Below are 22,143 nucleotides of genomic sequence, written 5' to 3' on the forward strand. Positions count from 1 at the left end.
AACAGCCTTAGTGATTCCTCCTGCACAGTCCATCACGCCGCGAACACTGTTCACACCGTGTTGTGGCCACGGTCAGTCATCGGCACGCGCGGCCTGCGACAGCGGGACCGCTCCCGCCTGCATGGACTCGATCGTGGCGTGAGCCCACGCAACCACGTCCGGGTGTGTCGACCGCAGAACGTCGAACCCAGCGTCCTGGTGGCGGTTCACAGTCAGAAACACCGTCTCCCCGTCGATGAGATCAACACTGCACGGGACACGCTCCCCGATCCGGTAGTACGTGGTTCGGTCGGTCCCCGCCTCGATGGCCTCCCAGCGTTCGCGCAGCGCCGCGTCCTCGGTCATGGTGGCCGCCACCTCGGCATCCGCGATCACCGTTACCGACGGCGCTGTGCCCTTCCGGACGGCCTCCCCGAAGGTGTACATCGGCAGCGAAATGAACGTCCCGAGCAGCGACCGACACGAGTCCGCCGCCCCCACCGCCCCCGCAACGACGCGCGCGGCGGCCAGCGGGTCGGCCTGCTCGGTGCCCACGTGCTCGCTGCCGGCGAGACACTGCAGGTCGAAGCCGAACCAGTCGACGGGCAGCCTGTTGATCACCGACGGCAGCGCTTGCCCGACCGCAACGGTCCCCAGCAGCCGGTCGAAGTCCCGGTACACCAGCGCGCCGAACTGCGTCAGTGTGTACGCGTTCGACGACGGGTCGTGTTCGATCAGGCTGCGCTCGGTGAGATCGTTGAGCACCCGACTCAGCGTCACCCGTGTCGCGTCGGTGTGGGCTTCGAGGTCACTCCGCGTCCGCGCGGTGCCGTCCAGCAACGCGAGGACGCCGAGTCGGTGCTCGGAGCGTGCCAGAAACGCCACCGTCTCCAGCGTCTCACCGGCTATCCCGCAGTCGTCGTGTGGTGCTGTGCACGCGTCCGTGGTGTCGTTCATAGGTCACGCCCCGCCCTAGTTTAGGGCCGCCTAAACACCTTTGTACTTCCCACACGGCGGTGTCAGCGGCGCGTGGCACTGTCCGCCCTCCCCCTCGGGCTCCCGCGTGGCCGACTGTCCGACGCAGTCCGGCCGGAACGCCAACCCTTATCCTGTGCCGGTCCGCTACCTCCCAGGTGACACATCCGTCCGTCTCCCGCGCCGCGCACACTCGGGGTGACCGCAACGCACAGCATGCCCAGCCAGACCCACCGTGACACCGGATGCACGTCGCCGTAGACACAGTCGGCCGCGACGTCGGCCGCATCCTCCAGGCCGTGTCGCTGCTGTTGGCCGCCTCGGTCGCCGTTGTCGCGGTCAACGGCGAGTTCTTCGCGATCCCGGCGTTCGTCGTCTCCGCAGCCGTCATGGGCGGCATCGGGACTGGGCTGGCGCGGCTCTGTCGGGGCGCCCGACCGCCGAAAAAACCCGACGCCATGGTGACCGCGGCCACCGCGTGGGCCGTCGTCGGGGTCCTGGGCGCGCTACCGTTCGTCCTGGTGGCGTGGACGATGCGCCTCCAACTGCTGCCCGGGCTGACACCGCCCCTGAACGCGACAACGCGGGTGTTCTTGCACCCGCTGAACGCCGTCTTCGAGACGATCAGCGGGTTCACTGGAACCGGCCTGACCATGGCCACCACCGAGGGCGACCTCCCGCGGGCACTCCACTGGTGGCGGTCGCTCACCGAGTGGGTTGGCGGCGTCGGCGTCATCGTGCTCACCGTCGCCATCCTGCGCCGGGGCGACGGAAGCAGCGGCTCGTACACGCTCTACGAGAGCGAGGCGCGCTCGGAGAAGATCCACCCCAGCATCATCACCACGGTCCAGGAGATCTGGCGGCTCTTCGTCGGCCTCACGCTGGGTGCGATCGCGCTGCTGCTCCTGGCCGGCATGCCACCCTGGGACGCCATCAACCACGGCATGACCGGGATCGCAACCGGCGGCTTCGCGGTGCGCGCCGGCTCCATCGGCGCGTACAACTCCCCCGCCATCGAGTACGCCACCGTCCCCATCATGATCGCGGGCAGCATCGCGTTCCCCGTCCACTACCTGCTGTTCACGGGCGACCTCAGAAACGTGTACGCGGACCTCCAGACGCGGTGGGTCGTGGCCTGGTTCGCCGTGGGGGCGGCCGTGCTGTCGGCGCTCCTGTTCTACACCGGCCAGTACGACTCGCTTGCGGCGTCGTTCCGTATCGGCCTCTTCCAGTTCGTGTCCGCCACCTCGAACACCGGGTTCGGAACCACGACGATCGGCCGCGGCACCGAACGCGTCTGGCAGACCGGCCCCACGCTGTTCGCGTGCCTCGGGATGCTCACCGGCGCTGCCGCCGGCTCAACCGTCAGCGGCATCAAGCTCATCCGCGTGATCACCCTCATCAAGGGGACGGCCTGGCAGATCCGGGACGTGTTCCGCCCGGCGTCCGCGATCCGGTCACTCCGAATCGGCGACCGGAAGCTCAGCGAGCACCAAGCCCAACGCGAGTACGCCGAGGCAACGCTCGTGTTCGTGCTGTGGCTGGCGTTCCTCGCCATCGGGGTTGCCGTGTTACTGGCCGCGCTCTCACCACAGCACCCGCTTGAATACGTACTCTTCGACGTGATGAGCGCGCAGAGCAACGTCGGACTCGATGCCGGCATCACCAGCCCGGGAATGCCCGCCCTCGCGAAGGGCATGCTCATCATCAACATGTGGGTCGGCCGCCTGGAGATCATCCCCATCGCGGTGCTCATCAGCGCCGTGCTCCGACACGGCGACTTCTACCGGTGAGGCGTTCGCACACGCACTCCGCCGACCCCGGGTGTGCGGTTGGCGGTCGCTCCGAGCGCGTTCTAACGTTCTTTCATCGTGTTGCTAAGCTTTATGAACGAACCGTGCACACACAACTCATGAGAATGGTCGGGGGTTTGTTATACACGCGCCGCCAGCCCGCCGGCTTCGGCTCCGAGATGCTTGCGGCCGCCGGTACCCTGGATCGGTGTGGACTGCACGCACTCCCCCTGCGTCACCGCGTCGCCGAGCCGCTGCGACCGCCCCACAGGTGTGCCGCCACACCCAACTGGGGGTGGACGGTGTAACCGTGCCAGCGGCCAGTTGCCTCGAAATGGTCGTTCCGCTGTCCGACGGCCACACCGGCCTGGCGCTGAACGACAACATCTACAACCGACGCGTCGTCATGCGCACGCCGACCCGGGTCACGCCGACGCCGACGGATCCGTCCACGTTCCTCTTTCCCGTCGAGGAAGCCGCGCGCGTCCACACCGACCGGCTCACTACCGCCAAGCCGAGCATGGTGTTCATCCGCGATGACGCCACGGGCGACCCCCTCGACGCCCTCACTGAACCCCAGTCGGTCACCGTCTCACACGACGACCCACGCCTCCTGGAGTTCCAAACGCCGGTCCGGACGTACGTCCGAGTGCCCGGCGGGACGACCACCACGGTGACGATGACACTCGACGACGTCACGGTCAGCTTCCCGGACGCACACGACCTCCAGATCGGCGTCCGGAGCCAGCACTCCCACCCGATCGGCGAGATCACAACCACCACCGACCCGGTGGACGTGATGGCGGCAGTCGAACAGTTCGGCGCGGCCCTCCAGACGCCGTCGCCAGAGCGGTCGTGGCCGACGCTTCGGGGCCACCCGCCCCGACTGACCGTCGGCCAGCCCGACTCGACCACCCACAGCCTGTCCCGCCCGGACGTGGACGTGACTGTCGGCGTGCCGCCGGAGCTCGGTGCCGTGTACGCGGTCACGCCGCTCGCGTTCTATCTGGGGGCCCGCCTCGAACCGTCGTCGACGCCGTCCGTGACCGCCGGCGGGCACCAGATCGCGACGTTCCCGCGGGACACGCTCGGCCGGGCCGCCGGGGCCCTCCTCAAGCACGTGTTCACGCTGGACTGCGTGGTTCGGTCCGTCGGGCTCTACGACCTGGACACGCCCGCCCGAGACACACTCACGGCCGCCTTCGACTGGACGCGGGACGACCTGCAGCGGCTCTATGACATGCCTCTGGCCGCTCGCCTGCAAGCGTACACCGAGTACCCCCAGGAGACGGTGCTCGCGGCGGCACCCCGGTGGCGGCATACGGTCATGGTCGCCGACGACCCTCGCCCCATCGAGCATCTGTCCTTCCTCGCGAACGACCTGGCGGTCGTCCGCACGCTTCCCGACGCCACGCCGGACTCAGCGCCCGCGCTCTCGGCGGCCGTCGACGAGTTCATGCGCTCCACGACCGACACCGCATCGGACACCCGCGGCCACGGTGTGATCCCCGACGAGTTCGTCGCGGTGCCCGAGACGGACACCATGGAGACGTCGTACATCGGCCCGGGGGTTCCAGTCGGCGACACGAAGCTGATCGCCGACGCCTACGACGCCCGGTTCAGCCACTCTTCGACCGACTCCGTCTCGGTCAACGTGGTGTGCAACGAGGACGACATGTGGGACGAATACAGCGAGTTCTCGCTGTACGGGAACCGCGACGGCCTCGAATTCGACGTTTCGGTTGCGCGCAACGCTACCCGGGCGGAGCTCGCCGACGTGCTCACGTCAATGGGTGACACCGATTTCTTTCACTACATCGGTCACGTCCGGGACGGCACCCAGTTCGTGTGCACGGACGGCGCGCTCTCGTTCGATCAGATCGCCGCCACGACGACGCCGCCACGCGTGTTCCTGTTGAACGGGTGTTCGTCGTACGAGCTCGGCCGTGCGTTCATCGACGCGGGGTCTCAGGCGGGGATCATCACAGTGCGCCCGATCGGCAACGACGCGGCGATGCTCATCGGCCAGAACATCGCCCGGTTCGTCAACCAGGGGTTTTCGCCCCGGTCCGCGCTCGCGATCGTCCAGCGGTACGGGCGTGCCGACGACAAGTACATGGTTCTCGGTGATGGGGGCTATCAGGTTGCACAGAGCAAGAGCGGCATCCCAGTGGTTGCTCACTTGACTACGGCCTCCTCAGACAGCTCTCAGCGGTATCGGTTCTCCGTTGAAATGTTCCCCTCAGAGCACGACAGCCTTGGGGGTATCTACAGCCCGAACTTCGATGCACTCTCTCAACAGCTCTACGCCGGCTGTACTCCTACCGTTACAGCGGCTGCACAGGAAGTGCAGTCGTTTCTCGATCTAGATAGTCAGATGCCGGTTGTACTGGATGGGTCCCTCCATTGGGCCCCTCCACTCGAGGTCTCTCCGTGCTCTACGGACCCTTAACCACAACTCCGTTCGCGGTGTGCTCGGGCGTGTTCGCTCGCTTCTTTCGTGACGTGCGGGGGGTGTCTCGTGGCATTGCAATCGTTAGTATCCGGTCCACGCAGTTGAAATTTTCTATATCAGACTACTCAAAACTTACTTTTATTTTGCGTGCAATTATATCTGGCCAACTGATCCACTACAGCCACAGCCCCCAGTCGCGTTTCGACCAACGGGTCTCCGCCGCTTGTGCTGTGACTCACCATCGAACACGCACGCTGAAGCAGAAGTCTGAAGTACAGCCACCGGCTCAACCAGTATGCGGGCTCGTAGATCAGCGGTAGATCGCTTCCTTCGCAAGGAAGAGGCCCTGGGTTCAAATCCCAGCGAGTCCATCCTTCTCCCATCCCATCGCCCACCAGCGCCGCCATTGTTCGGCACTGGGCCGCACACGCCGCCCGCAGTCCACAGCCGAGTGGCCCAGGGGCTACGACGTGGTGAACGTGAAGTGATCGCGGTGGCCGTTGGTGTCGACGACGACCCGGGTCTCCGTGTTCGGTGCCAGATCAACAGTCACCTCCACGCGCAGCAGCGTGCCCGGCCGCCAGGTGTCAGCGTTCGCGCTCACGACCGCCGTACTCGCGGGTGTTTGATACTCCCCGTCGACGAGCACAGTGATGTCTCTGGGGTCGCTCAGGGGCGTGCTGTCCCCCGTGTTCTTCACGAGGATCGTGAGCGTATCCGTGGTGTCGTTGTAGACGCTGTTCGGCGCACCCGGATCGCTGACGACGCTGAACGCGGTGTTGGCGTGTGCGGCGTCGGTGTCGGCGGCGTCGTTGACGCTGTCGCCGATGATGGTGGCACTGTCCGTGAGCGCACCGGCGAGCGCGGCCGAGAACAGGATCGCGGCGATGAACAACACGAGGTGGGCCGAGGAGACGGAGGCCATCAGTCGCTCACCCCTGTTGCCGCGGGTCGTGCCATCGTTGTTGTTCTGCAACCCGATCGGCTTGAATGTTCGTTCGCGCGCGACATCGCACGCCCAGCGTCACGCTAATGCATACCGTTTGACAAGCTTTACATTCCACCGTTGACACGCTTGCGGTAATGACTGGCATGGGAGGGGAATGCCGACCACGGGAGGCAGACGCTGTGATCGTGACCGAACCGGATGTCACTGCAGTCGACGCGGACCCACGCACGGCTTCGACGGCCGTCGGTGTGACCTACGCCTTCGACGCCGAGACCTGGATTCGCCGGTGGGGCGCGAACAAGGACCGCGTCGCCGCAGTGACCGCCGGCAGTGGGGACGTGCGCACCGCGACCGCGCGCTCCTCGCCCGCAGCGCACACGGACGCCGCCCCGATTCAGCTTCCGGCCACGCCGCCGAACGGCTGCGACATGGCCACGGTTGGCGTCATCGTCCACGCGTACCTGGGTGCGTGGGAAACACACGACCCCACGGTGTATCTCGACGGACTCGAACGCAGCGTGGCTGTGACCGACCCTGAAGCGGTGTTCCGATTCCTCCACGCGCTCGTGGCCCGGGCGCGAGCCGTCGACGGCCGGCTCGTCGCCTCCATCGCGGCGCACGATCTGCCCGCGGACACGGTCAAGACGCTCCTCCCGCTGTTCGACGAGCGCGTGTGACTACTCGCCAGGACGGGTGTCCGTGCGCTCGTGCTGGTAGCTCCCGTCGTAGGTGTTTTCGTGGTCTCCGGTCGCCAACACGAGCTGGGCGACGCGTGCGCCACGCGCGATCGTGATCTCGTGGTGCACCTCGAACAGGCCTTCGCCGCGGCCGGTGTATCCGGCGTCCCACACGGCCGAATGCAGCATACAGGAGTTCCGCATCAGCGACGACCGTGGATAGACGAACCCAACGTGGTTCTCGGGGATGGTGATGGTCTCCGCGTACTGGAGGATGTACGTCCCGGGTTGGATCGTGACCGTGGTGTCGGTGCTGTCCTCGTCGGCGGTCGGCGTGACCGGGCTGCGGTCGCCGATGGTTTTGCCGTCGGTGTCGATGCGCCCGGGCTCGGTCTGTTCGAGGACGGCATCGACTGTGAGGTCGACCCCGTTCGGCTGGATCTGGTCGTCGGCAACCGGCTCGACGTGGTCAGCGACGAACGCCCCCCGTTCGTACATGCCTGCCGTTCGGTGGGGCCGCCTGGAATCGGTTTCGATTCCACTCTTCGCCTGTTCATTTCAATTTATAACTATATAAATCACAGTTTCTAGCGAAAAATATTAAGTAAGTGTACACTGTCCTGGCGAGTGGGATGGCAGACAATACCAACGTCACGAGGCGTAGTTTCCTGACCGCGACCGGTGCGGCCGCCGGGTCAGTCGCACTGGTCGGCGTCAGCGCCGGGGAGTCCGACGACCCCTGGAACTCCGACCGCAGCGAGTACATCGTCGGCGTGTCCAACGTCGAAGACGACCCACAGCAGCACGTCGAGCAGTATCTGCAGGGCCAAGAGCAAGTCGGCAGCGTGCAGGAACGGCTCAACACCGCCGTTGTGGGCCTGCCAGCCGACGCCCCCGAGTCAGTGCGCAAGCAGTTCGTCGACCGACTCGAATCGCGTGACACAATCAAGTACGTCGAGCAGAACGTCGAACTGCAGGCACAACTCGTGCCCAACGACCCACGCTTCGGCGATCAGTACGCCGACCAGCAGGTCAATGCCCCCGAGGCGTGGGACACCACGACCGGCGATGCAGGCGTCACGATCGGCGTCGTCGACCAGGGTGTAAAATACGACCACCCGGACCTCGACGGCAACATCGACCGCTCGGTGTCCAACGGTGGCCGCGACTTCGTCGACGACGACGGCGACCCGTATCCGGACTCGCTGAACGAGGAGATCCACGGCACGCACGTCGCCGGCATCGCCGCTGCCGAAGTCAACAACGGCAACGGCGTCACCGGGATCGGGAACTCGAGCGTGATCGCCGGCCGTGCTCTCTCCGAGCGTGGCTCCGGATCCACGGCGGACATCGCCGACGCAATCACGTGGGCGGCCAACGAGGGCGCTGACGTCATCAACCTCTCGCTCGGCGGCGGCGGATACACGAACACGATGCAAAACGCCGTCACGTACGCGGCCAACCAGGGCGCACTCGTCGTCGCCGCGGCCGGCAACGACGGGAGCGGCTCGGTCTCGTACCCCGCCGCGTACGGCGGTGTGCTCGCCGTGAGCGCGCTCGACCCCGACGAGTCGCTGGCGTCGTACTCCAACTACGGGCCGAAGATCGACCTGGCCGCCCCCGGGACGAACGTGTTGTCCACGTGGACGGCAGACGACTACGAATCGATCTCCGGCACGTCGATGGCCACACCCGTTGTCGCCGGCGTCGCGGGGCTCACGCTCGCACAGTGGGAGCTCTCGAACGCCGAACTCCGCAATCACCTGAAGGCAACCGCCGTCGACATCGGGCTGTCCGACCGCCAGCAGGGCGCTGGTCGCGTCGACGCCGCCAACGCCGTCAACACCGATCCCGGCTCCGGTGGCGGCGGCGGTGGCGGTGGCGGCGGCGACTCGACGTCGTCGAGCGTCTCCGGCTCGCTGCGCGGCCGTGGAGACAGCAACTGCTGGTCGTTCTCCTACGAGTACAGCAACCCGAGCCAGGTCGTCATCGAACTCGATGGCCCGGGGAACGCGGACTTCGACCTCTACGCGAACACGAGCACCAACGCCTGTCCGACCACGTCGAGCTACGAGTTCCGGTCGTGGACGACCGGCTCCCAGGAGTCGATCACCATCGACAACCCGGACACGTCCGTGGATCTGAACGTGCTCGCGTACGCTTACAGCGGCCGCGGTGACCTCACCGTCACCGTCACCGAGTACAAGTAATCGACCGGACGCGATTCTGACTGTCCTCGCCGGGGGACGTTCCCCCGGTGCTGCGTTCTTTTGTGGGTTGTGCACATGACCCAATTAAGGACGCTCCGTGTGTATTAGGACGGACGCTAACGCCTGAAACACACGGGATTTATAATCGTAGACGGACCATTTTAGGTCGCTATGGGACAGACGCTTACCGAAAAAATTCTCGATGACCACCTCGTCGAGGGCGACCTCCAGCCCGGCGAGGAGATCGGCATCGAGATCGATCAGACGCTCTCCCAAGACACCACTGGGACGATGGTCTGGCTGCAGTTCGAGGCACTCGAAATGGACGAAGTCCAGACCGAGCTCGCCGCGCAGTACTGCGACCATCAGACCTACCAGTTCGACTTCAAGAACACCGACGACCACCGCTTCCTGCGGTCGGCCGCCGGCACCTACGGCGCGTATTTCTCCCGGCCTGGCAACGGCATCTGCCACAACGTCCACAAGGAGAACTTCGCCGCGCCCGGCAAGACCCTGCTCGGGTCCGACAGCCACACGCCGACCCCCGGCGGTCTCGGCCAGCTCGCCATCGGCGCGGGCGGCATCGACATCGCCGTCGCGATGGGCGGCGGCGCGTACTACGTCGAGATGCCCGAGGTCGTCAACGTCCGGCTCGAAGGCGAGCTCCCCGAGTGGGCCACCGCCAAAGACGTCATCCTCGAGCTCCTGCGCCGCCTCTCCGTGAAGGGTGGCGTCGGCAAGGTGCTTGAGTACACCGGGCCTGGCGTGGAGTCGCTGTCCGTCCCGGAGCGAACCACCATCACGAACATGGGCACCGAGCTCGGTGCGACGTCCTCGATCTTCCCGACGGACGACCGCACCGAAGACTGGCTCGCCCGGTTCGACCGCGAAGACGAGTTCGTCGACCTCCAGGCCGACGCCGACGCCGAGTACGCCGACGAGATCGTCGTCGACCTCTCGGATCTCGAACCGCTCATCGCAGAGCCGTCGATGCCCGACAACGTCGTCCCGGTCCGCGAGGTCGCGGGCCAGGAGGTCGAACAGGTCATGGTCGGCTCCTGCACGAACGGCGCCTACGAGGACGTCCTGCCGGCCGCCAAGATGCTGGAGGGCCGCGAGGTCTCCAAGCACACCGAGATGATCGTCGCGCCGGGCTCCAAGCAGGCCTCCGAGATGCTCGCCCGCGAGGGCTGGACGGCCGAGATGATGGCCGCCGGCGTGAACTTCAGCGAGGCGACGTGCGGTGCCTGTATCGGCATCGGTCACGTGCCGGCCTCCGATTCGGTGAGCCTCCGGACGTTCAACCGCAACTTCGAGGGCCGGTCGGGCATCGAGGACGACTCCGTGTACCTCTGCTCGCCGGAGGTCGCGACCGCGTCGGCGATCGCCGGCGAGATCGTCGATCCGCGCGACCTCTCCGATGACCTCGGTGACCTCGAGGCCCCCGGCTTCGAGATGGGGACCTCGTACTCCGGCGGCTACGGGGCGGGCGACACCGACATCATCACGCCCGAGGAGTCCATCGACGACGACCTCATCAAGGGCCCGAACATCTCCAGTGTACCGGTCAAAGACCCGCTGGGTGCGGACGTGCGTGGTGAGACCCTGCTGAAGATGCAGGACAACATCACGACCGACCACATCATTCCGGCGACCTCCGACATCCTGAAGTTCCGCTCGAACATCGAGCGGCTCTCGGAGTTCACCCTCTCGCGCATCGACGACACGTTCGCCGAGCGCGCGAAGGCAGCCGACAGCGGCGTGCTCGTTGCCGGGGAGAACTACGGGCAGGGGTCCTCCCGCGAGCACGCGGCGATGTGCCCGATGTTCCTCGGCGTGGAGTCCGTCCTCGCCCAGAGCTTCGCCCGCATCCACAAGGCGAACCTCTTCAACTTCGGGATCCTGCCGCTGAACATCGACGAGGAGACGTACGCCCGCATCGAGCAGGGCGACGACGTCGAGGTCGTCGACGACGTTGCGGCCGCCGTCGCGGACGGCCAGGAGGAGTTCACGGTCCGCGTGAACGACGACTGGGAGGCGACCGCGACCCTCGACGCCTCGGAGCGCGAGCGCCGCACGCTCGCCGCCGGTGGCAAGCTGTCGCTGACGAAGCAGCGCCACAGCGAGGGCTCGGGCGCCGCGCCCGCCGACGACTGACTGCCGGTAGTCGGTCCACAACGCGTTTTTCGACCACGTGTGTCGGCCGTAGGTGATAAACCCAACCGTGACGTATGCCGCGGTGTGACGGCGGTTCAACGCGGTGATCCGGACGTGTGGGTGCGGCAGGCGACGCGCGCGGACCTGCTCGCCATCGTTCGCATCGAGCAGTCCGTGTTCTCGCATCCGTGGCCGTACGCGGCCTTCGAGCGGCAGCTGGACACGGCCGGGTTCCTGGTGGCGGCCGAGCAGTCCGGGCTGGACAGCGTCGCGGGCTACGTCGTCGGGGACACCATTCCGGGCCACGGGCGGCCGCTCGGCCACATCAAGGACATCGCCGTGCGCTCCACGCGCCAGGGCGACGGCATCGGGCGGCTGTTGTTGTCGCGGGGGGTGGCGGCGCTGGCGGGGCAGGGCGCACACACCGTCAAACTCGAAGTGCGGGAGAGCAACGAGGTGGCTCGACACCTCTACGAGGAGTTCGGCTTCGAGTACATCCGGCGGCTTCCGGAGTATTACGCCGACGGGGAGGACGCCGGGGTCATGGCCGTGCGCCTGGCGGACCGTGACGGGTTTTAGCGGTGAGCCCGACGGGTGTGGTATGGGCTACCTGTGTCCGGTCTGCGGCGTCGAGACGGCCGACGGCGAGCACCTCGCGAACCACGTGGCGTTCACCGCCCTGACGCGGGGCGGCGACCACGAGGCGTGGCTCGACGAGCACGCCCCCGGGTGGGCGGACAGCGGCCCCGCGGAGCTGGCCGACACTGTGGTCGGCCACGCCACCGAGACCGACGCCGAGCCGGTGTCCGAGGCGCACACGCACGACGCGCCCGCCGGAGCGCGCGCTTCGGTCGACGCCAGCGCTGCCGACAGCGATGACGTGCTGGCGGAGGCGCGCGAACTCACGGCCGCGATGTACGCGTCGTCAGCCGACGACAACGGCGACTCCGAAAACGAATAAGTGCCGGCCGCCGGGAACGTAGGTATGACCGAGACGCGCGGCGTGTTCGCACCGGAGACAGTTGCCGACGCGAAAGCACGGTTCGAGGCGGTCGGACCCGCCGCCCAGGCAGTCACGAAAGCGACGGCCCGCGAGATGGAGTTCTCGAAAGCCGAGTACGACGACCGCGTCACCAGCAGCGTCGTCGAAACCGCTCGGGAGGCGGTGTTCGCGTCGCTGCTCGTGGTCGCGGTCGGCTCCTACGAGGAGTTCGCGGCGGCCCGCACCGAGCATCCCGACGCCGAGGTCGTCCAGCACGGCAGCCAGGACGTGGCCAACGCGGTCTGGCATTACGTGCCGTTCGCGGACGCGATCGTCGCGGCGACCTTCGAGGCGGAGGCGGACGCGGCGGTGGCGACGCTGCGGCGGATCGCGTTCGGCGAGTACTACCGGGAGGCCGTGGAGTAAACCGTACACTCGGGCAGCCGAACCGCCGGCGCCCGGCATTCCGCCCCACACGGGTGGTCGATGTGTTCGCGGAGCGCGGCCGCGGCGTCCGCCGACAGCGCGCCGCCCAGCTCATCGGCGGTGTCGGCGGGGAGGTCCAGTTCGTCGGCGCTGAAGTGGTGTGCGAGACACCGCTTCCAGGCGAGCGTTCGGGCGATCCGCTCGCCGCGGTCTGTCAGTGTCGCGCCCTGGTAGCGCTCGTAGTCGACGAGGTCGCGCGCCGCGAGGTCACGGAACCGCTCGGTGACCGTGCTGGGGGAGACATCGAGTTCGGCCGCGACGGCCCCGGTCTCCGCGCGGCAGTCCTCGACCGTCCCGACGATGAAGATGGCTGTGAGATAGCGATTGTCGGCCCGCGACACTGTCGCTGCTGGCATATATTCGTCTTCTCAGACTGACGTAAAAATCTGTGCCTGACGTGCGTGGGGCTTAGTAACTGGGTCGTGATGGTCGCCGTATGAGCCACGACTGGCCACTCGTCGAATCCCGCACCGAGTACGAGACGACCTGGTACGACGGCGGGTACGACCGCGTCGAACAGCCCGACGGCACCGAGAAACAGTATTACTGGGCTGACCTGCCCCCGGCAGTTGTCGTCGTCGCCGTCGACGACAACGACGTGCTCTTCGTCGACCAGTACCGTCCCACCATCCGCAAGCAGTGCATGGAGCTGGTCGCGGGCATCGTCGAGGAGGACACCGCCGACGCCACGCCGACCGACGCCGTTGCACCGCACCCAACCCGCGAGTCCTACGTTGCGGCGGGCCGCCGGGAACTCCGCGAGGAAACCGGCTTCGAGGCGGACACCGTCACGCTCCTGGAGGAGTTCTGGACGGCCACCGGCGTGCTCCGTCACAAGCGCGGCATCGTCTTCGCCGAGGACCTGACGGCGACCGACCGCGACCTCGACGACAACGAGTTCCTCTCCGTCGAGCGCGTCCCGGTCGCGGAGGCCCTGACGGTCGCGCGCACGCCACCCGCCAACGACGCCACCATCGAGGGGCTGTTGCTGGCCGACGCCGACGGCCACCTGTAACCGCTCTCTTCGCCGACCGATTCACACTCCAAAGCGCGGCCCGGGGCGTGGCTGTGGATTCTGAAGGGAAACCGCGAAAAACACGCCGGGCCTACACCACACTGTATGACAGAGCTGACCGTCACCGACATGTCCTGTGCGCACTGCGAGCAAACCGTCACGGACGCGCTCACCGACCTGGACGGCGTCACGGACGCGACAGCCGACGCCGACACCGACACCGTCAGCTACGAGGGGACCGCCGACACCGACGCCGTCGTCGCGGCCATCGACGACGCGGGGTACACAGTAGCGCCGTAACCCGGTCGCCACGACCGGAAGCCATACGTCCGCGGACCGCCGACCCCGAGGGGATGGACGGTGAACTCTCCGCGGACGACCTCGCGGCAGTGCTGGACGACGACGCGCTCCGGATCGTCGACATCCGGACCCCGCCGGCGTTCGCCCGCGGGCATATCCCGGGCAGCGAGAACATCCCCTTCCAGGAACTCCCCCAACGGGTCGACCAGCTGGCGGGCGCCGACCGCGTCGTGACAGTCTGCCCGCACGGCAAATCCAGCAAGCAGGCCGCCCGCTTGATCGCCTCCTACGAGGGCGTCAGCGCGGACACCCAGGTCGAGAGCCTGGCGTGTGGGATCGACGGCTGGCCGGGCGACCTCGAACAGTCCTCCGACACCGCCGCCGACGAAGGCCCCGAGACGGACGCCCCGTTCTGACGGCGGCCCGGTCCAGCCGCTGTGGCGTCGGCACCTGAACGAAGAAGCGAGCGTCGACGTGGGGTTAGGCGACGTTAAAGCCCTTGTTTCGGAGGAAATCCTCCACGCGACCCGAGTGGTTGCCCTGCAACTCGATTTCGCCGTCCTCGACGGTCCCCCCGCACGCGAACTTCGATTTGAGGTCCGAGGACAGGCTGTCGAGGTCGACATCCTTCGGGTCGAATCCTTCGATAACGGTAACTTCTTTCCCGTAGCGGCGCTCGTCGATGCGGATTTCGATTTGCTGGGACTCTTTGGCGACGTCTTCACAGACGCAGAGTTCCTCGGGCAACCCGCACGTCGAGCAGACTTCCGACATTACACGAACGGGTACGAAATCCGTATATTAAACACTATCGGCGACGAGACGGCACGCGGCTGTATTCGCCGCCGTCGACCGCCCACGGTGATCGGTGGGCGGGGGCCACGCAGTCCCGGAGGACTCAAGACGCCAGCCACCCCAGTCGACGTATGGTCTGGATCATCGACAACCTCGTCACGATGGTCGAACATTTCACGACGGCTGCCACCACCGACCCCCTCTCGGCGATCGGCATCCTCTTCGGCGCGCTGTTCGTGACCGCCGCCGCGGGCGCGTTCGGCGCGCTCGCCGTCGGGGGGCTGATTTCGCCGCTCGTTCCCGACTCCGCGACCACCCAGCAGCGCCGCTAACGTCGCCGCTCACGCGCCGTCGAACGTCCAGCCGCGGAGCGCCTGCCGCACGAAGTCACCGTCGACCGCCCGGAACAGCTGCTCGCTGCCGTCGTGGTCGCCGAACTCGAACTCCCGCACGACGACCACCGGCGTTCCGTCGTCGCCCTCGCCGGACACGAGGTTCGCGGTCGCCGCCAGCTCGTCCACGACTGCTTCCACCGTCACCGCCAGCTCGTGGCCGTCACGGTCGGTTTCTCCGCGCCAATCCCGGGCCGCAGGCAGCCCCGCCCAGCCCAGCGCCACGCCGCGCTGTCCGTGCCTGAACGGCCGCCCCGACGTATCAGTCACCACCACGCCCACGTCGGCCGCGAGCCCCGCCTGAATCCGCGCGGCGCTCTCCGCCGGCCGTTTGGGCAACAACAGCAACTCCGCACCCCCGGTGTTCGAGCGGTCGATGCCGGCGTTCACGCCGACGTGTCCACACGTCGTTTCCGTGAGCAGGAACGGCGCGTCCATGATGACCTCGGTCGCCTCCTCGATGACGGCCTGCGCGAACCGCGGGTCCTTCTGCTCGCCGGTCACGTCGGCCAGCCGCGCGGCGATCTCCTCGGCCCGCGGTCCCGGCGTGAACTCCGCGAGCGCGGCCGTGCGGCCTTCGGCTTTCGACACGACCGTGCTCGCCACGCACACCACGTCCCCGTCGGTCAGGTCGGCGCGCTCGGCCACCAACGCCGCGAGATCGTCGCCGGCGTCGATCTCCGGCAGTCCATCCACCGCGAACGCATGCATGGCTTGGCGTTGCACACACCGCCCAAAAGCCCCAGCGATACACGCGCCACCCCGGCCAGGAGTGAAAGGGTCTTGTCCACGGCCCCCCAAACCGGCGAGCGTGGGCGACGGTGACGAGGAGTTACCCCCTCCGAGCCCCTTGTGACGAGGCCGTTCTCCCGAGTCGCCCACTGTCCGACTCGGCAGCGCCGGCTAACTGAAGAACTGCTTGAGGTCGTCGCGCTTCGCGGCGTCGAAGTGGCTGTTCACGGCGTCCTCCAGCGCGGCGATGCGGTCTTTCTTGGCCGTGATCGGCGCGATCACGTCCTGCCACTGCTCCCAGGGCGGGTACAACCCCAGGCGGTCGGCGATGTCGTTGAGCCGCTCGTCGCGGTCGTCGACCTTATCCATCTTGTTCACCGCGACCACCGGCTGGACGCCCAACTCCTCAAGCAGGTAGTACAGCTCGACCACGTGGGGGATCTCGTCCCCGCCGCTGTGCCGGTCGATGATGTCGACGGCGGCCTTCCCGTCCAGCACGAGCACGCCCACCATGATGTTGTCGGCGTGCGACTCGACGTACCGGACGACCTCGGTTTTGATCGCTTCCTCGTGGCCGTCCTCGACGCCCTGCATGTACCCGAACCCGGGCAGGTCGGTGAGCATGAAGTCCTCGCTTGCCCAGTCGAAATGGTTCGGCTGGCGGGTGACGCCGGGCTTCTGGCCGGTCGGCACCTGGTGGCCGGTGACCGCCCGCATCAGTGTCGACTTCCCGACGTTCGACCGTCCGACGAGCACGACTTCGTCGCTGCGGTCGGGCCGATCCTTGAACATACCGTTGGTAGCCCGCCAGCCCGGTTAAGTAATGCGTCCCACGCCAACAGTCAAAGCGGTGTTTGAGTCTTGGTGGAACTCAAGCCCCAGCTCCGCCAAGCACGACCTGCAATGAACGCTCGATCCACGCTCAGTGTGTGTGCCGTCGCCGCCGTCCTCGTTGTCGCCGGGATCGCGGGCGCGACCGCCCTCGGCATGGGGCCGGCGTCGGCCGACACCCACACCACCGACTCGAAAGCGATCACGGTGTCGGCCGCCGGCACCGTCGACGCAACCGCCAACCAGGCGGTCATCGACGTCGCCGTGACCGCCAGCGGGAACGACTCCACCGCAGTCCGGGAGTCGTTGGCGGCCGACGTGCAGTCCGTCCGCGACGCCCTCGCCGACGACGGCGTCCCCGCCAACACCGTCCGCACCACGAACTTCGACATCCGACAGCAACGCGACCGCACCCCGAACGGCGTCGAATACAGCGGCTACCGCGGCGTCCACGACCTCGAAATCACGACCAACGACACGTCCGCGGCGGGCGAACTCATCGACGTCGCCGTCACCAACGGCGCGGACACCATCGACGGCACGTCGTTCACGCTCTCCGACGCCAAACGGGACCGCCTCCACAACGACGCGCTGAACACCGCGATGGCCAACGCCAGACAGCGCGCCGACACCCTCGCGTCCGCCGGCGGGCTCGGCGTCGCCGGCGTCCACGCCATCGACTCCGCGGACACGACCGCCCATCCTCGCGCCGAGGCCGGCGGGATGGTCCCCCAGAGCACCACCGCCACCACCATCGACTCCGGCCCGGTCACCGTCACGGCCTCCGTCCAGGTGACGTACAACGCGACGGCGTAGCGCCATCAGCGAAGGCTTTTCTCCGCCGGCTGGCAACTCGATGGCGTGCGACTCGTCCAAGTCACGGTGCCAACCGGAAAACGCGACGCGGTGCTGGCCGCCCTCGACGACGAGGGCGTCGACTACGTCGTCACCCCCGAAACGGCAAGCACCGAATACACCGCCGTCGTGCATTTCCCGCTGCCCACCGCCGCGGTCAGCGACGTCCTCGACGCCCTCCAGGACGTGGGGCTGTCACAGGACGCCTACACCGTCGTCGTGGACGCTGAAACGGTCGTCTCCCGGCGCTTCGACGAACTGGACGCGCGCTACAGCGCCGACTCCGACGCCGCCGACGACCACATCGCCCGCGAGGAGCTGGTCGCGCGCGCCGCTGACCTCGCGCCCAACCGCGTGACGTACGCCGTGCTCACGCTCGTCAGCACCATCATCGCGACCGCGGGACTGCTGTTGGACTCGCCGGCCACCGTGGTTGGGTCGATGGTGATCGCGCCGCTGCTCGGCCCGGCGATGTCCGCCAGCGTCGGCACCGTCGTCGACGACGACGACCTGTTCGCGCGCGGCATCCGACTGCAGGTGGTCGGCGTCGCGCTCGCGGTCGTGGGCGCGGCCGCGTTCGCGTTCCTCGTGAAAACCACACACCTCGTGCCCCCCGGCCTCGACGTGTTGTCGCTGTCCGAGGTCCGGGAGCGACTCCGCCCCGACTTCCTGTCGCTCGTGGTCGCGCTCGGCTCCGGGGTTGCCGGCGTCTACAGTCTCATGTCCGGCGTCTCCTCGGCGCTGGTCGGGGTCGCCATCGCGGTGGCGCTCATCCCGCCGGCGGCCACCGTCGGCATCGGGATCGCGTGGGGGGTCCCCACACTCGCGGTCGGGTCCGCCGTGCTGGTCGCCGTGAACGTCCTCTCGATCAACCTCGCCGCGCTCGTCGGGCTCTGGTACTCCGGGTACCGCCCCCAGCGGTTCTTCGCGGTCGGCGACGCCCACGCCGCGCTCGTCAAGCGCGGCGTCACACTCGCCGTCGCCATCGCCGTTCTCTCGGCGTTCCTCGGCGGCGTTACGCTCGCCTCCGTCGAGGCAGCCGACACCGAACAGGCCGTCGACCGCGCCATCGACGACGTGACCGCGCAGGCCGCTCACACCTCGGTCGTCGACGTCCAGTTCCAGTACGACCGCGGCCTCGTTTCGCGCCAGCCACACACAGTCATCGTCACGCTCGGCATCCCACCTGGCCAGCAGTATCCCGCGCTCGCGCAGTCGCTGGCCAAGCGCATCGAGACCGACACCGGACGGGAGCTCGCCGTCGAAGTCCGGTACGTCGAAACCCAGCGGGTCGCGCCGTCCCGCCCCAACGAGTAAATACCGGCACCGAGTACCGCGGCGCATGCGCACGGAAACAGACGAGTCCCAGGACCCGACCGCCGCGACGCTCCGGCGCCGAGTCGCGGCCACACTCGACCGCGAGTTCCCCGACCTCAGCCGCGGGACGCGAGTGGTCCAGCGGGTGAACGCGGAGACCGGTCTCGTCACGCTGTCGTTCGGCTGTGGGTGTTCCGACGGCGTCTCGCCGGACACCGAGCGCGCGATCGAGGCCACGCTCGTCGCGGACCTCGACGCCGTCACCGGCATCACAACGGACTCGGGCTGTGGCTGTGGGTCCACGGACACCAGCACGGACGACGCTGGCCCCACGGCACCGTTCTAGCGCGCGCAGTCCGCGGTTCGCGCTCGCTTCGCTCGGGCCGTCCCCGCTACTCCTCGAACGGCAGTTCTGGCTCGTGGCCGACCGCGTCGACGGCCGCGGTCAGCGTCTCCGTGACGCCCTCGCCGCCCTCGACGCTCATGTAGCAGTCCGCCTCGATCTCCGCCGAGAGGTCGGTCTTGCTGCAGACGGTGACCAGCGGGGCGTCGCCGAAGCGGTCGCCCACCTCCGCGCGCAGCGCCTGCTGGTCGGCGACCGGGTAGCCACACGCGGCGCTGGCGTCCACGAAGAACAGGATCACGTCCCCCACGTGCGTGAGCGCCGACACGGCCTGGTCTTCGATCTCGTTGCGCTCGTCGGCCGGCCGGTCGAGCAGCCCCGGGGTGTCGACGAGCTGCCACGTGATGTGGTCGCGCTCGAAATGCCCGATGTCCACGGACTTCGTCGTGAACGGATACTCGGCGGTCTCGATGCTGGCGTTGGTCACGGCGTTCACGAACGAGGACTTCCCCACGTTCGGGTAGCCAGCGACCACCACGGTCGGCACGTCCGGCTGGATCTCCGGCAGGGTCTTGAGGGCGTCACGGGCCGCGCCGACGGCTTCCAGGTCGTCTTCGATCTGGTCCATCACCGACCCCATGCGGCCGAACCCCTGCTTGCGGAGGCTGCGGGCTTTCTCGGCGTCGTTGGGGAGCCGGCCGATGTACTCGCGGCCGAGGTCGTGGGTCTTCGAGGACGCCCACGACAGCTCCGAGAGGTGCTGGCGGAGCTCGTCGACGCCGTCCTCGCTGGCGAACTCCTCGCGCAGGATGGCGTCGGCCAGCTCGCCGTAGAACGGATCGACGTGGTCGAAGTCCGGCCACTCGGTGACGACGTTGTGGAGGTTGTCACCCAGGATGTTCGACGCCGTCTGGAGCATCGACTGCTGTGCTTCCACGCCCTGCTTCGCGCGCCCGGCCCGGGCCGCTCGCGAGAACGCCTGGTCGATGAGTTCCTCCGACGTGGGCGTCGTCGGCAGGCTCTCGAAAATCATGCAACTGGATTCGCGGGCGAGACGTAAAAGGCCACGTATCCCCACGCGAGGGTTTTTGCGCCGCCCCCGCGTGGCGGGCACATGGTCAACTGGCGTGCGGTCCTCACCGGGTTCGGCGTTTCGTTCGTGCTCGGCGTGTTCGCGTTCGCGCTGCCGGGCATCGGCCACGCCGCGGCGGGGCTGGTCGGCGGGTTCGTCGCCGGCTGGATGGCCGACGACGGGGCCTGGAGCGGGGCGGTGCATGGCCTCCTGGCGGGCGCGCTCGGCGGCCTGGTCGTCGTGTCGCTGATCCTCGCTGCCAGCCTCGTCGGCGGGCTGCTGTTCGTCCCCATCGGCGTGCTCGGCGTCGGGGCGGCGCTCGCCGCGCTCGCCGTCTTCCTGGCGCTCGCCGTCGACAGCGCCATCGCCGGTGCCATCGGCGGCCTGCTCGCCTGACGGGGCTCTCGATTGCCGACGCCGCTGTGGACCTCCACCATCGGCGGCGCACGTCTCGCGACTACCGGCGGTCGTCGAGCTCGGCCAGCAGCGCCTCGACGTCCATGTCCTGTTGGGCGAGCACGACGAGCATGTGGTAGACGACGTCCGCGCCCTCGTGGGCGAGTTCGTCGGTGTCGCCGTCCTTGGCGGCGAGCAGGAACTCGGTGGCTTCCTCGCCGACTTTCTCCAGGGCGGCGTTCTCGCCTTTCTCGTCGTCGGCCAGCAGACTGGCCGTATACGAGTCCTCGGGCATTGTTTCCTTGCGATCCTCGATCACGTCGAACAGCTCGCGCAGCGGGTCACTCATCTCCCATCACCTCCCGGATGTCCCGCAGCTCATCAAACCCGTCGGGCGAGCGCGCACCCTGTGCGAACACGTCGTCGGCGACCGCGATCGGGGCGTTCGTGCGCGCCGCAAGCGCCAGCGAATCGCTGGGGCGCGCGTCGACCACCGTGCTCCCGCGGGGCGTCTCGACGTGCAGATCCGCGAAATACGTGCCCGCATCGACGCTGGAAATCACGACCCGGTCGACGCGCCCGCCCAACTCCTCGACGAGGTCGAGGGTCACGTCGTGGGTGAGCGGGCGGCCGATGTCGACCGCGTCCAGGCCGCGCGCGATGCTCGCCGCCTCCTCGAAGCCCACGAAGATCGGGAGCACGTCGCCGCTGTCGTCGGCGTCGTCGCGTGCCAGGACGACCACCGCAATCGTGCCGTCGGGAGTGTCCGCCACTCGCACCGCGTCGATGTCGGCGTTCATGCGTCACCGGCCTGTGCGGACGGTTTTCGGTCGAAAAACGCGAGTTCGTGCAGCCGCACGTCGGCGGTCAGCTCCGGGTGGAACGACGTCGCAACCACGGGGCCGTCCCGGATCGCAACCGGACGCCCGTCCCAGGACGCAAGCACCGTCGCGTCCGCGCCGACCTCGTCGATGACCGGCGCGCGGATGAACACCGCGGGGAACGGGTCGGCGAGCCCGTCGACGTCCAGGGGGGCTTCGAAGGAGTCGACCTGGCGGCCGAACGCGTTCCGATCGACGGTCACGTCGAGCACGTCAAGCGTTTCGACGCGGTCGTCGTTGGCGTCCGTCGAGGACACGATGAGGCCCGCGCACGTCGCCAGCAGCGGCTTGCCGGCGGCGACGTGGCTGCGGATCTCGGCGTCGATGCCCTCGCGGTCCAGCAGCCGAGAGATGGCCGTCGACTCCCCACCGGGCAACAGCAACACGTCACACTCCGGGACGACCCCCGCGGTCCGGATCTCACGCACGTCGGCGGGCTGGCCGTGAGCGTCGGCAGCGCGGCGGATCGCGGCGGCGTGTTCGGAGACGTCGCCCTGCACGGCGACAACACCGGCAGTCAGTGTCATACGCTGCCATATGCGGCTCCCGCG

28 protein-coding genes and 1 tRNA gene are annotated in these 22,143 nt (G+C 67.8%); 18 read left to right on the forward strand and 11 right to left on the reverse strand.

What is annotated here, in order from left to right:
* Window positions 1–72 precede the first annotated feature (72 nt).
* Window positions 73–936 carry a helix-turn-helix transcriptional regulator gene (locus tag ACOZ32_RS04380; protein WP_424334963.1) on the reverse strand — a complete coding sequence of 288 codons (864 nt, stop codon included), beginning with the start codon at window positions 934–936 and terminating at the stop codon, window positions 73–75.
* Window positions 937–1,199: 263 nt separating this feature from the next.
* Here ACOZ32_RS04380 and ACOZ32_RS04385 point away from each other — a divergent pair, with 263 nt between their 5' ends.
* The 4 genes from ACOZ32_RS04385 (at window position 1,200) to ACOZ32_RS04400 (ending at window position 5,573) form a co-directional block, all read left to right on the forward strand.
* Window positions 1,200–2,747 carry a TrkH family potassium uptake protein gene (locus ACOZ32_RS04385; protein ID WP_285255222.1) on the forward strand — a complete coding sequence of 516 codons (1,548 nt, stop codon included), beginning with the start codon at window positions 1,200–1,202 and terminating at the stop codon, window positions 2,745–2,747.
* A 119-nt stretch (window positions 2,748–2,866) separates the two neighbouring features.
* Window positions 2,867–3,055 carry a hypothetical protein gene (locus ACOZ32_RS04390; protein ID WP_424334964.1) on the forward strand — a complete coding sequence of 63 codons (189 nt, stop codon included), beginning with the start codon at window positions 2,867–2,869 and terminating at the stop codon, window positions 3,053–3,055.
* 2 nt (window positions 3,056–3,057) lie between these two features.
* Window positions 3,058–5,199, forward strand: coding sequence for a hypothetical protein (locus tag ACOZ32_RS04395; RefSeq protein WP_229373380.1), 2,142 nt, complete (start codon window positions 3,058–3,060; stop codon window positions 5,197–5,199).
* Between the two features lie 302 nt (window positions 5,200–5,501).
* Window positions 5,502–5,573: transfer RNA gene (locus ACOZ32_RS04400), tRNA-Ala, on the forward strand.
* A 92-nt stretch (window positions 5,574–5,665) separates the two neighbouring features.
* Here ACOZ32_RS04400 and ACOZ32_RS04405 read toward each other — a convergent pair.
* Window positions 5,666–6,127, reverse strand: coding sequence for a flagellin (locus ACOZ32_RS04405; protein WP_205251294.1), 462 nt, complete (start codon window positions 6,125–6,127; stop codon window positions 5,666–5,668).
* Window positions 6,128–6,285: 158 nt separating this feature from the next.
* On the opposite strand from ACOZ32_RS04405, the gene ACOZ32_RS04410 reads away from it, so the two are divergent.
* Window positions 6,286–6,828, forward strand: a complete 543-nt coding sequence (locus ACOZ32_RS04410) for a DUF7504 family protein (RefSeq protein WP_010903919.1) — start codon at window positions 6,286–6,288, stop codon at window positions 6,826–6,828.
* On the opposite strand, the gene ACOZ32_RS04415 is transcribed toward ACOZ32_RS04410, so the two are convergent.
* Window positions 6,829–7,326 carry a deoxyuridine 5'-triphosphate nucleotidohydrolase gene (locus ACOZ32_RS04415; protein WP_010903920.1) on the reverse strand — a complete coding sequence of 166 codons (498 nt, stop codon included), beginning with the start codon at window positions 7,324–7,326 and terminating at the stop codon, window positions 6,829–6,831.
* Between the two features lie 134 nt (window positions 7,327–7,460).
* On the opposite strand from ACOZ32_RS04415, the gene ACOZ32_RS04420 reads away from it, so the two are divergent.
* The 5 genes from ACOZ32_RS04420 (at window position 7,461) to ACOZ32_RS04440 (ending at window position 12,603) form a co-directional block, all read left to right on the forward strand.
* Entirely contained in the window at window positions 7,461–9,038 is a 1,578-nt protein-coding gene (locus tag ACOZ32_RS04420) for a S8 family peptidase (RefSeq protein ID WP_010903921.1), read from the forward strand.
* Window positions 9,039–9,209: 171 nt separating this feature from the next.
* Entirely contained in the window at window positions 9,210–11,195 is a 1,986-nt protein-coding gene (locus ACOZ32_RS04425) for an aconitate hydratase (protein ID WP_010903922.1), read from the forward strand.
* Between the two features lie 84 nt (window positions 11,196–11,279).
* Complete coding sequence (rimI, locus tag ACOZ32_RS04430) at window positions 11,280–11,774, forward strand: ribosomal protein S18-alanine N-acetyltransferase (RefSeq protein ID WP_012289526.1); 495 nt, start codon at window positions 11,280–11,282, stop codon at window positions 11,772–11,774.
* A gap of 22 nt (window positions 11,775–11,796) precedes the next feature.
* On the forward strand, window positions 11,797–12,156 hold the full coding sequence (locus ACOZ32_RS04435) for a DUF5810 domain-containing protein (protein WP_205251295.1): 360 nt from the start codon (window positions 11,797–11,799) through the stop codon (window positions 12,154–12,156).
* 24 nt (window positions 12,157–12,180) lie between these two features.
* Complete coding sequence (locus ACOZ32_RS04440) at window positions 12,181–12,603, forward strand: DUF5809 family protein (RefSeq protein WP_010903925.1); 423 nt, start codon at window positions 12,181–12,183, stop codon at window positions 12,601–12,603.
* Here the strand turns inward: ACOZ32_RS04440 and ACOZ32_RS04445 are convergent.
* A complete protein-coding gene (locus tag ACOZ32_RS04445) occupies window positions 12,582–13,019 on the reverse strand; it encodes a metal-dependent transcriptional regulator (RefSeq protein WP_235263061.1) in 438 nt (145 codons plus the stop codon). The genes ACOZ32_RS04440 and ACOZ32_RS04445 overlap by 22 nt on opposite strands.
* 80 nt (window positions 13,020–13,099) lie before the next feature.
* Between ACOZ32_RS04445 and ACOZ32_RS04450 the strand changes: the two genes are divergently transcribed.
* The 3 genes from ACOZ32_RS04450 to ACOZ32_RS04460 all read left to right on the forward strand — a co-directional run bounded on the left by ACOZ32_RS04450 (window position 13,100) and on the right by ACOZ32_RS04460 (window position 14,394).
* Window positions 13,100–13,678 carry an NUDIX hydrolase gene (locus ACOZ32_RS04450; protein WP_136360977.1) on the forward strand — a complete coding sequence of 193 codons (579 nt, stop codon included), beginning with the start codon at window positions 13,100–13,102 and terminating at the stop codon, window positions 13,676–13,678.
* 105 nt (window positions 13,679–13,783) lie between these two features.
* Window positions 13,784–13,978, forward strand: coding sequence for a heavy-metal-associated domain-containing protein (locus ACOZ32_RS04455; protein ID WP_010903928.1), 195 nt, complete (start codon window positions 13,784–13,786; stop codon window positions 13,976–13,978).
* A gap of 53 nt (window positions 13,979–14,031) precedes the next feature.
* Window positions 14,032–14,394 (forward strand): rhodanese-like domain-containing protein, encoded by a 363-nt coding sequence (locus tag ACOZ32_RS04460; protein ID WP_136360979.1) that lies wholly within the window; start codon window positions 14,032–14,034, stop codon window positions 14,392–14,394.
* Between the two features lie 64 nt (window positions 14,395–14,458).
* Here the strand turns inward: ACOZ32_RS04460 and yciH are convergent, their stop codons facing one another.
* Entirely contained in the window at window positions 14,459–14,752 is a 294-nt protein-coding gene (gene yciH / locus ACOZ32_RS04465; RefSeq protein ID WP_010903930.1) for a stress response translation initiation inhibitor YciH, read from the reverse strand.
* 152 nt (window positions 14,753–14,904) lie between these two features.
* On the opposite strand from yciH, the gene ACOZ32_RS04470 reads away from it, so the two are divergent.
* Entirely contained in the window at window positions 14,905–15,105 is a 201-nt protein-coding gene (locus tag ACOZ32_RS04470) for a hypothetical protein (RefSeq protein WP_136360980.1), read from the forward strand.
* Window positions 15,106–15,114: 9 nt separating this feature from the next.
* Here the strand turns inward: ACOZ32_RS04470 and ACOZ32_RS04475 are convergent, their stop codons facing one another.
* On the reverse strand, window positions 15,115–15,876 hold the full coding sequence (locus ACOZ32_RS04475; RefSeq protein WP_010903932.1) for a coenzyme F420-0:L-glutamate ligase: 762 nt from the start codon (window positions 15,874–15,876) through the stop codon (window positions 15,115–15,117).
* Between the two features lie 192 nt (window positions 15,877–16,068).
* The gene (gene engB / locus ACOZ32_RS04480; protein WP_010903933.1) at window positions 16,069–16,689 is read right to left on the reverse strand and encodes a GTP-binding protein EngB; all 621 of its coding nucleotides are present in this window, start codon (window positions 16,687–16,689) and stop codon (window positions 16,069–16,071) included.
* Between the two features lie 111 nt (window positions 16,690–16,800).
* Here engB and ACOZ32_RS04485 point away from each other — a divergent pair, with 111 nt between their 5' ends.
* Genes ACOZ32_RS04485 through ACOZ32_RS04495 form a run of 3 tightly spaced genes read left to right on the forward strand, consistent with a single transcriptional unit; the run spans window position 16,801 to window position 19,246 of the window.
* Window positions 16,801–17,544 (forward strand): SIMPL domain-containing protein, encoded by a 744-nt coding sequence (locus tag ACOZ32_RS04485; protein WP_010903934.1) that lies wholly within the window; start codon window positions 16,801–16,803, stop codon window positions 17,542–17,544.
* A gap of 45 nt (window positions 17,545–17,589) precedes the next feature.
* Window positions 17,590–18,900 carry a TIGR00341 family protein gene (locus ACOZ32_RS04490; protein WP_012289527.1) on the forward strand — a complete coding sequence of 437 codons (1,311 nt, stop codon included), beginning with the start codon at window positions 17,590–17,592 and terminating at the stop codon, window positions 18,898–18,900.
* Window positions 18,901–18,925: 25 nt separating this feature from the next.
* The gene (locus ACOZ32_RS04495) at window positions 18,926–19,246 is read left to right on the forward strand and encodes a hypothetical protein (protein WP_136360984.1); all 321 of its coding nucleotides are present in this window, start codon (window positions 18,926–18,928) and stop codon (window positions 19,244–19,246) included.
* A gap of 46 nt (window positions 19,247–19,292) precedes the next feature.
* Here ACOZ32_RS04495 and ACOZ32_RS04500 read toward each other — a convergent pair whose 3' ends face one another.
* Complete coding sequence (locus tag ACOZ32_RS04500; RefSeq protein WP_424334965.1) at window positions 19,293–20,276, reverse strand: NOG1 family protein; 984 nt, start codon at window positions 20,274–20,276, stop codon at window positions 19,293–19,295.
* 81 nt (window positions 20,277–20,357) lie between these two features.
* On the opposite strand from ACOZ32_RS04500, the gene ACOZ32_RS04505 reads away from it, so the two are divergent.
* Window positions 20,358–20,711, forward strand: coding sequence for a DUF5518 domain-containing protein (locus tag ACOZ32_RS04505; RefSeq protein ID WP_235168408.1), 354 nt, complete (start codon window positions 20,358–20,360; stop codon window positions 20,709–20,711).
* Between the two features lie 61 nt (window positions 20,712–20,772).
* Here the strand turns inward: ACOZ32_RS04505 and hisE are convergent, their stop codons facing one another.
* From hisE to pdxT, 3 genes are read right to left on the reverse strand one after another with little or no spacing between them, the layout of a single operon-like run.
* Window positions 20,773–21,060 carry a phosphoribosyl-ATP diphosphatase gene (gene hisE / locus ACOZ32_RS04510; protein ID WP_136360986.1) on the reverse strand — a complete coding sequence of 96 codons (288 nt, stop codon included), beginning with the start codon at window positions 21,058–21,060 and terminating at the stop codon, window positions 20,773–20,775.
* Window positions 21,053–21,511 (reverse strand): bifunctional nuclease family protein, encoded by a 459-nt coding sequence (locus ACOZ32_RS04515; protein ID WP_285254620.1) that lies wholly within the window; start codon window positions 21,509–21,511, stop codon window positions 21,053–21,055. Before ACOZ32_RS04515 ends, hisE begins: the two co-directional genes overlap by 8 nt.
* The gene (gene pdxT, locus ACOZ32_RS04520; protein WP_424334966.1) at window positions 21,508–22,119 is read right to left on the reverse strand and encodes a pyridoxal 5'-phosphate synthase glutaminase subunit PdxT; all 612 of its coding nucleotides are present in this window, start codon (window positions 22,117–22,119) and stop codon (window positions 21,508–21,510) included. Before pdxT ends, ACOZ32_RS04515 begins: the two co-directional genes overlap by 4 nt.
* Window positions 22,120–22,143: the final 24 nt, after the last annotated feature.

Source organism: Halobacterium sp. MBLA0001, from assembly GCF_049705385.1.
Taxonomy (GTDB): Archaea; Halobacteriota; Halobacteria; order Halobacteriales; family Halobacteriaceae; genus Halobacterium; species Halobacterium salinarum.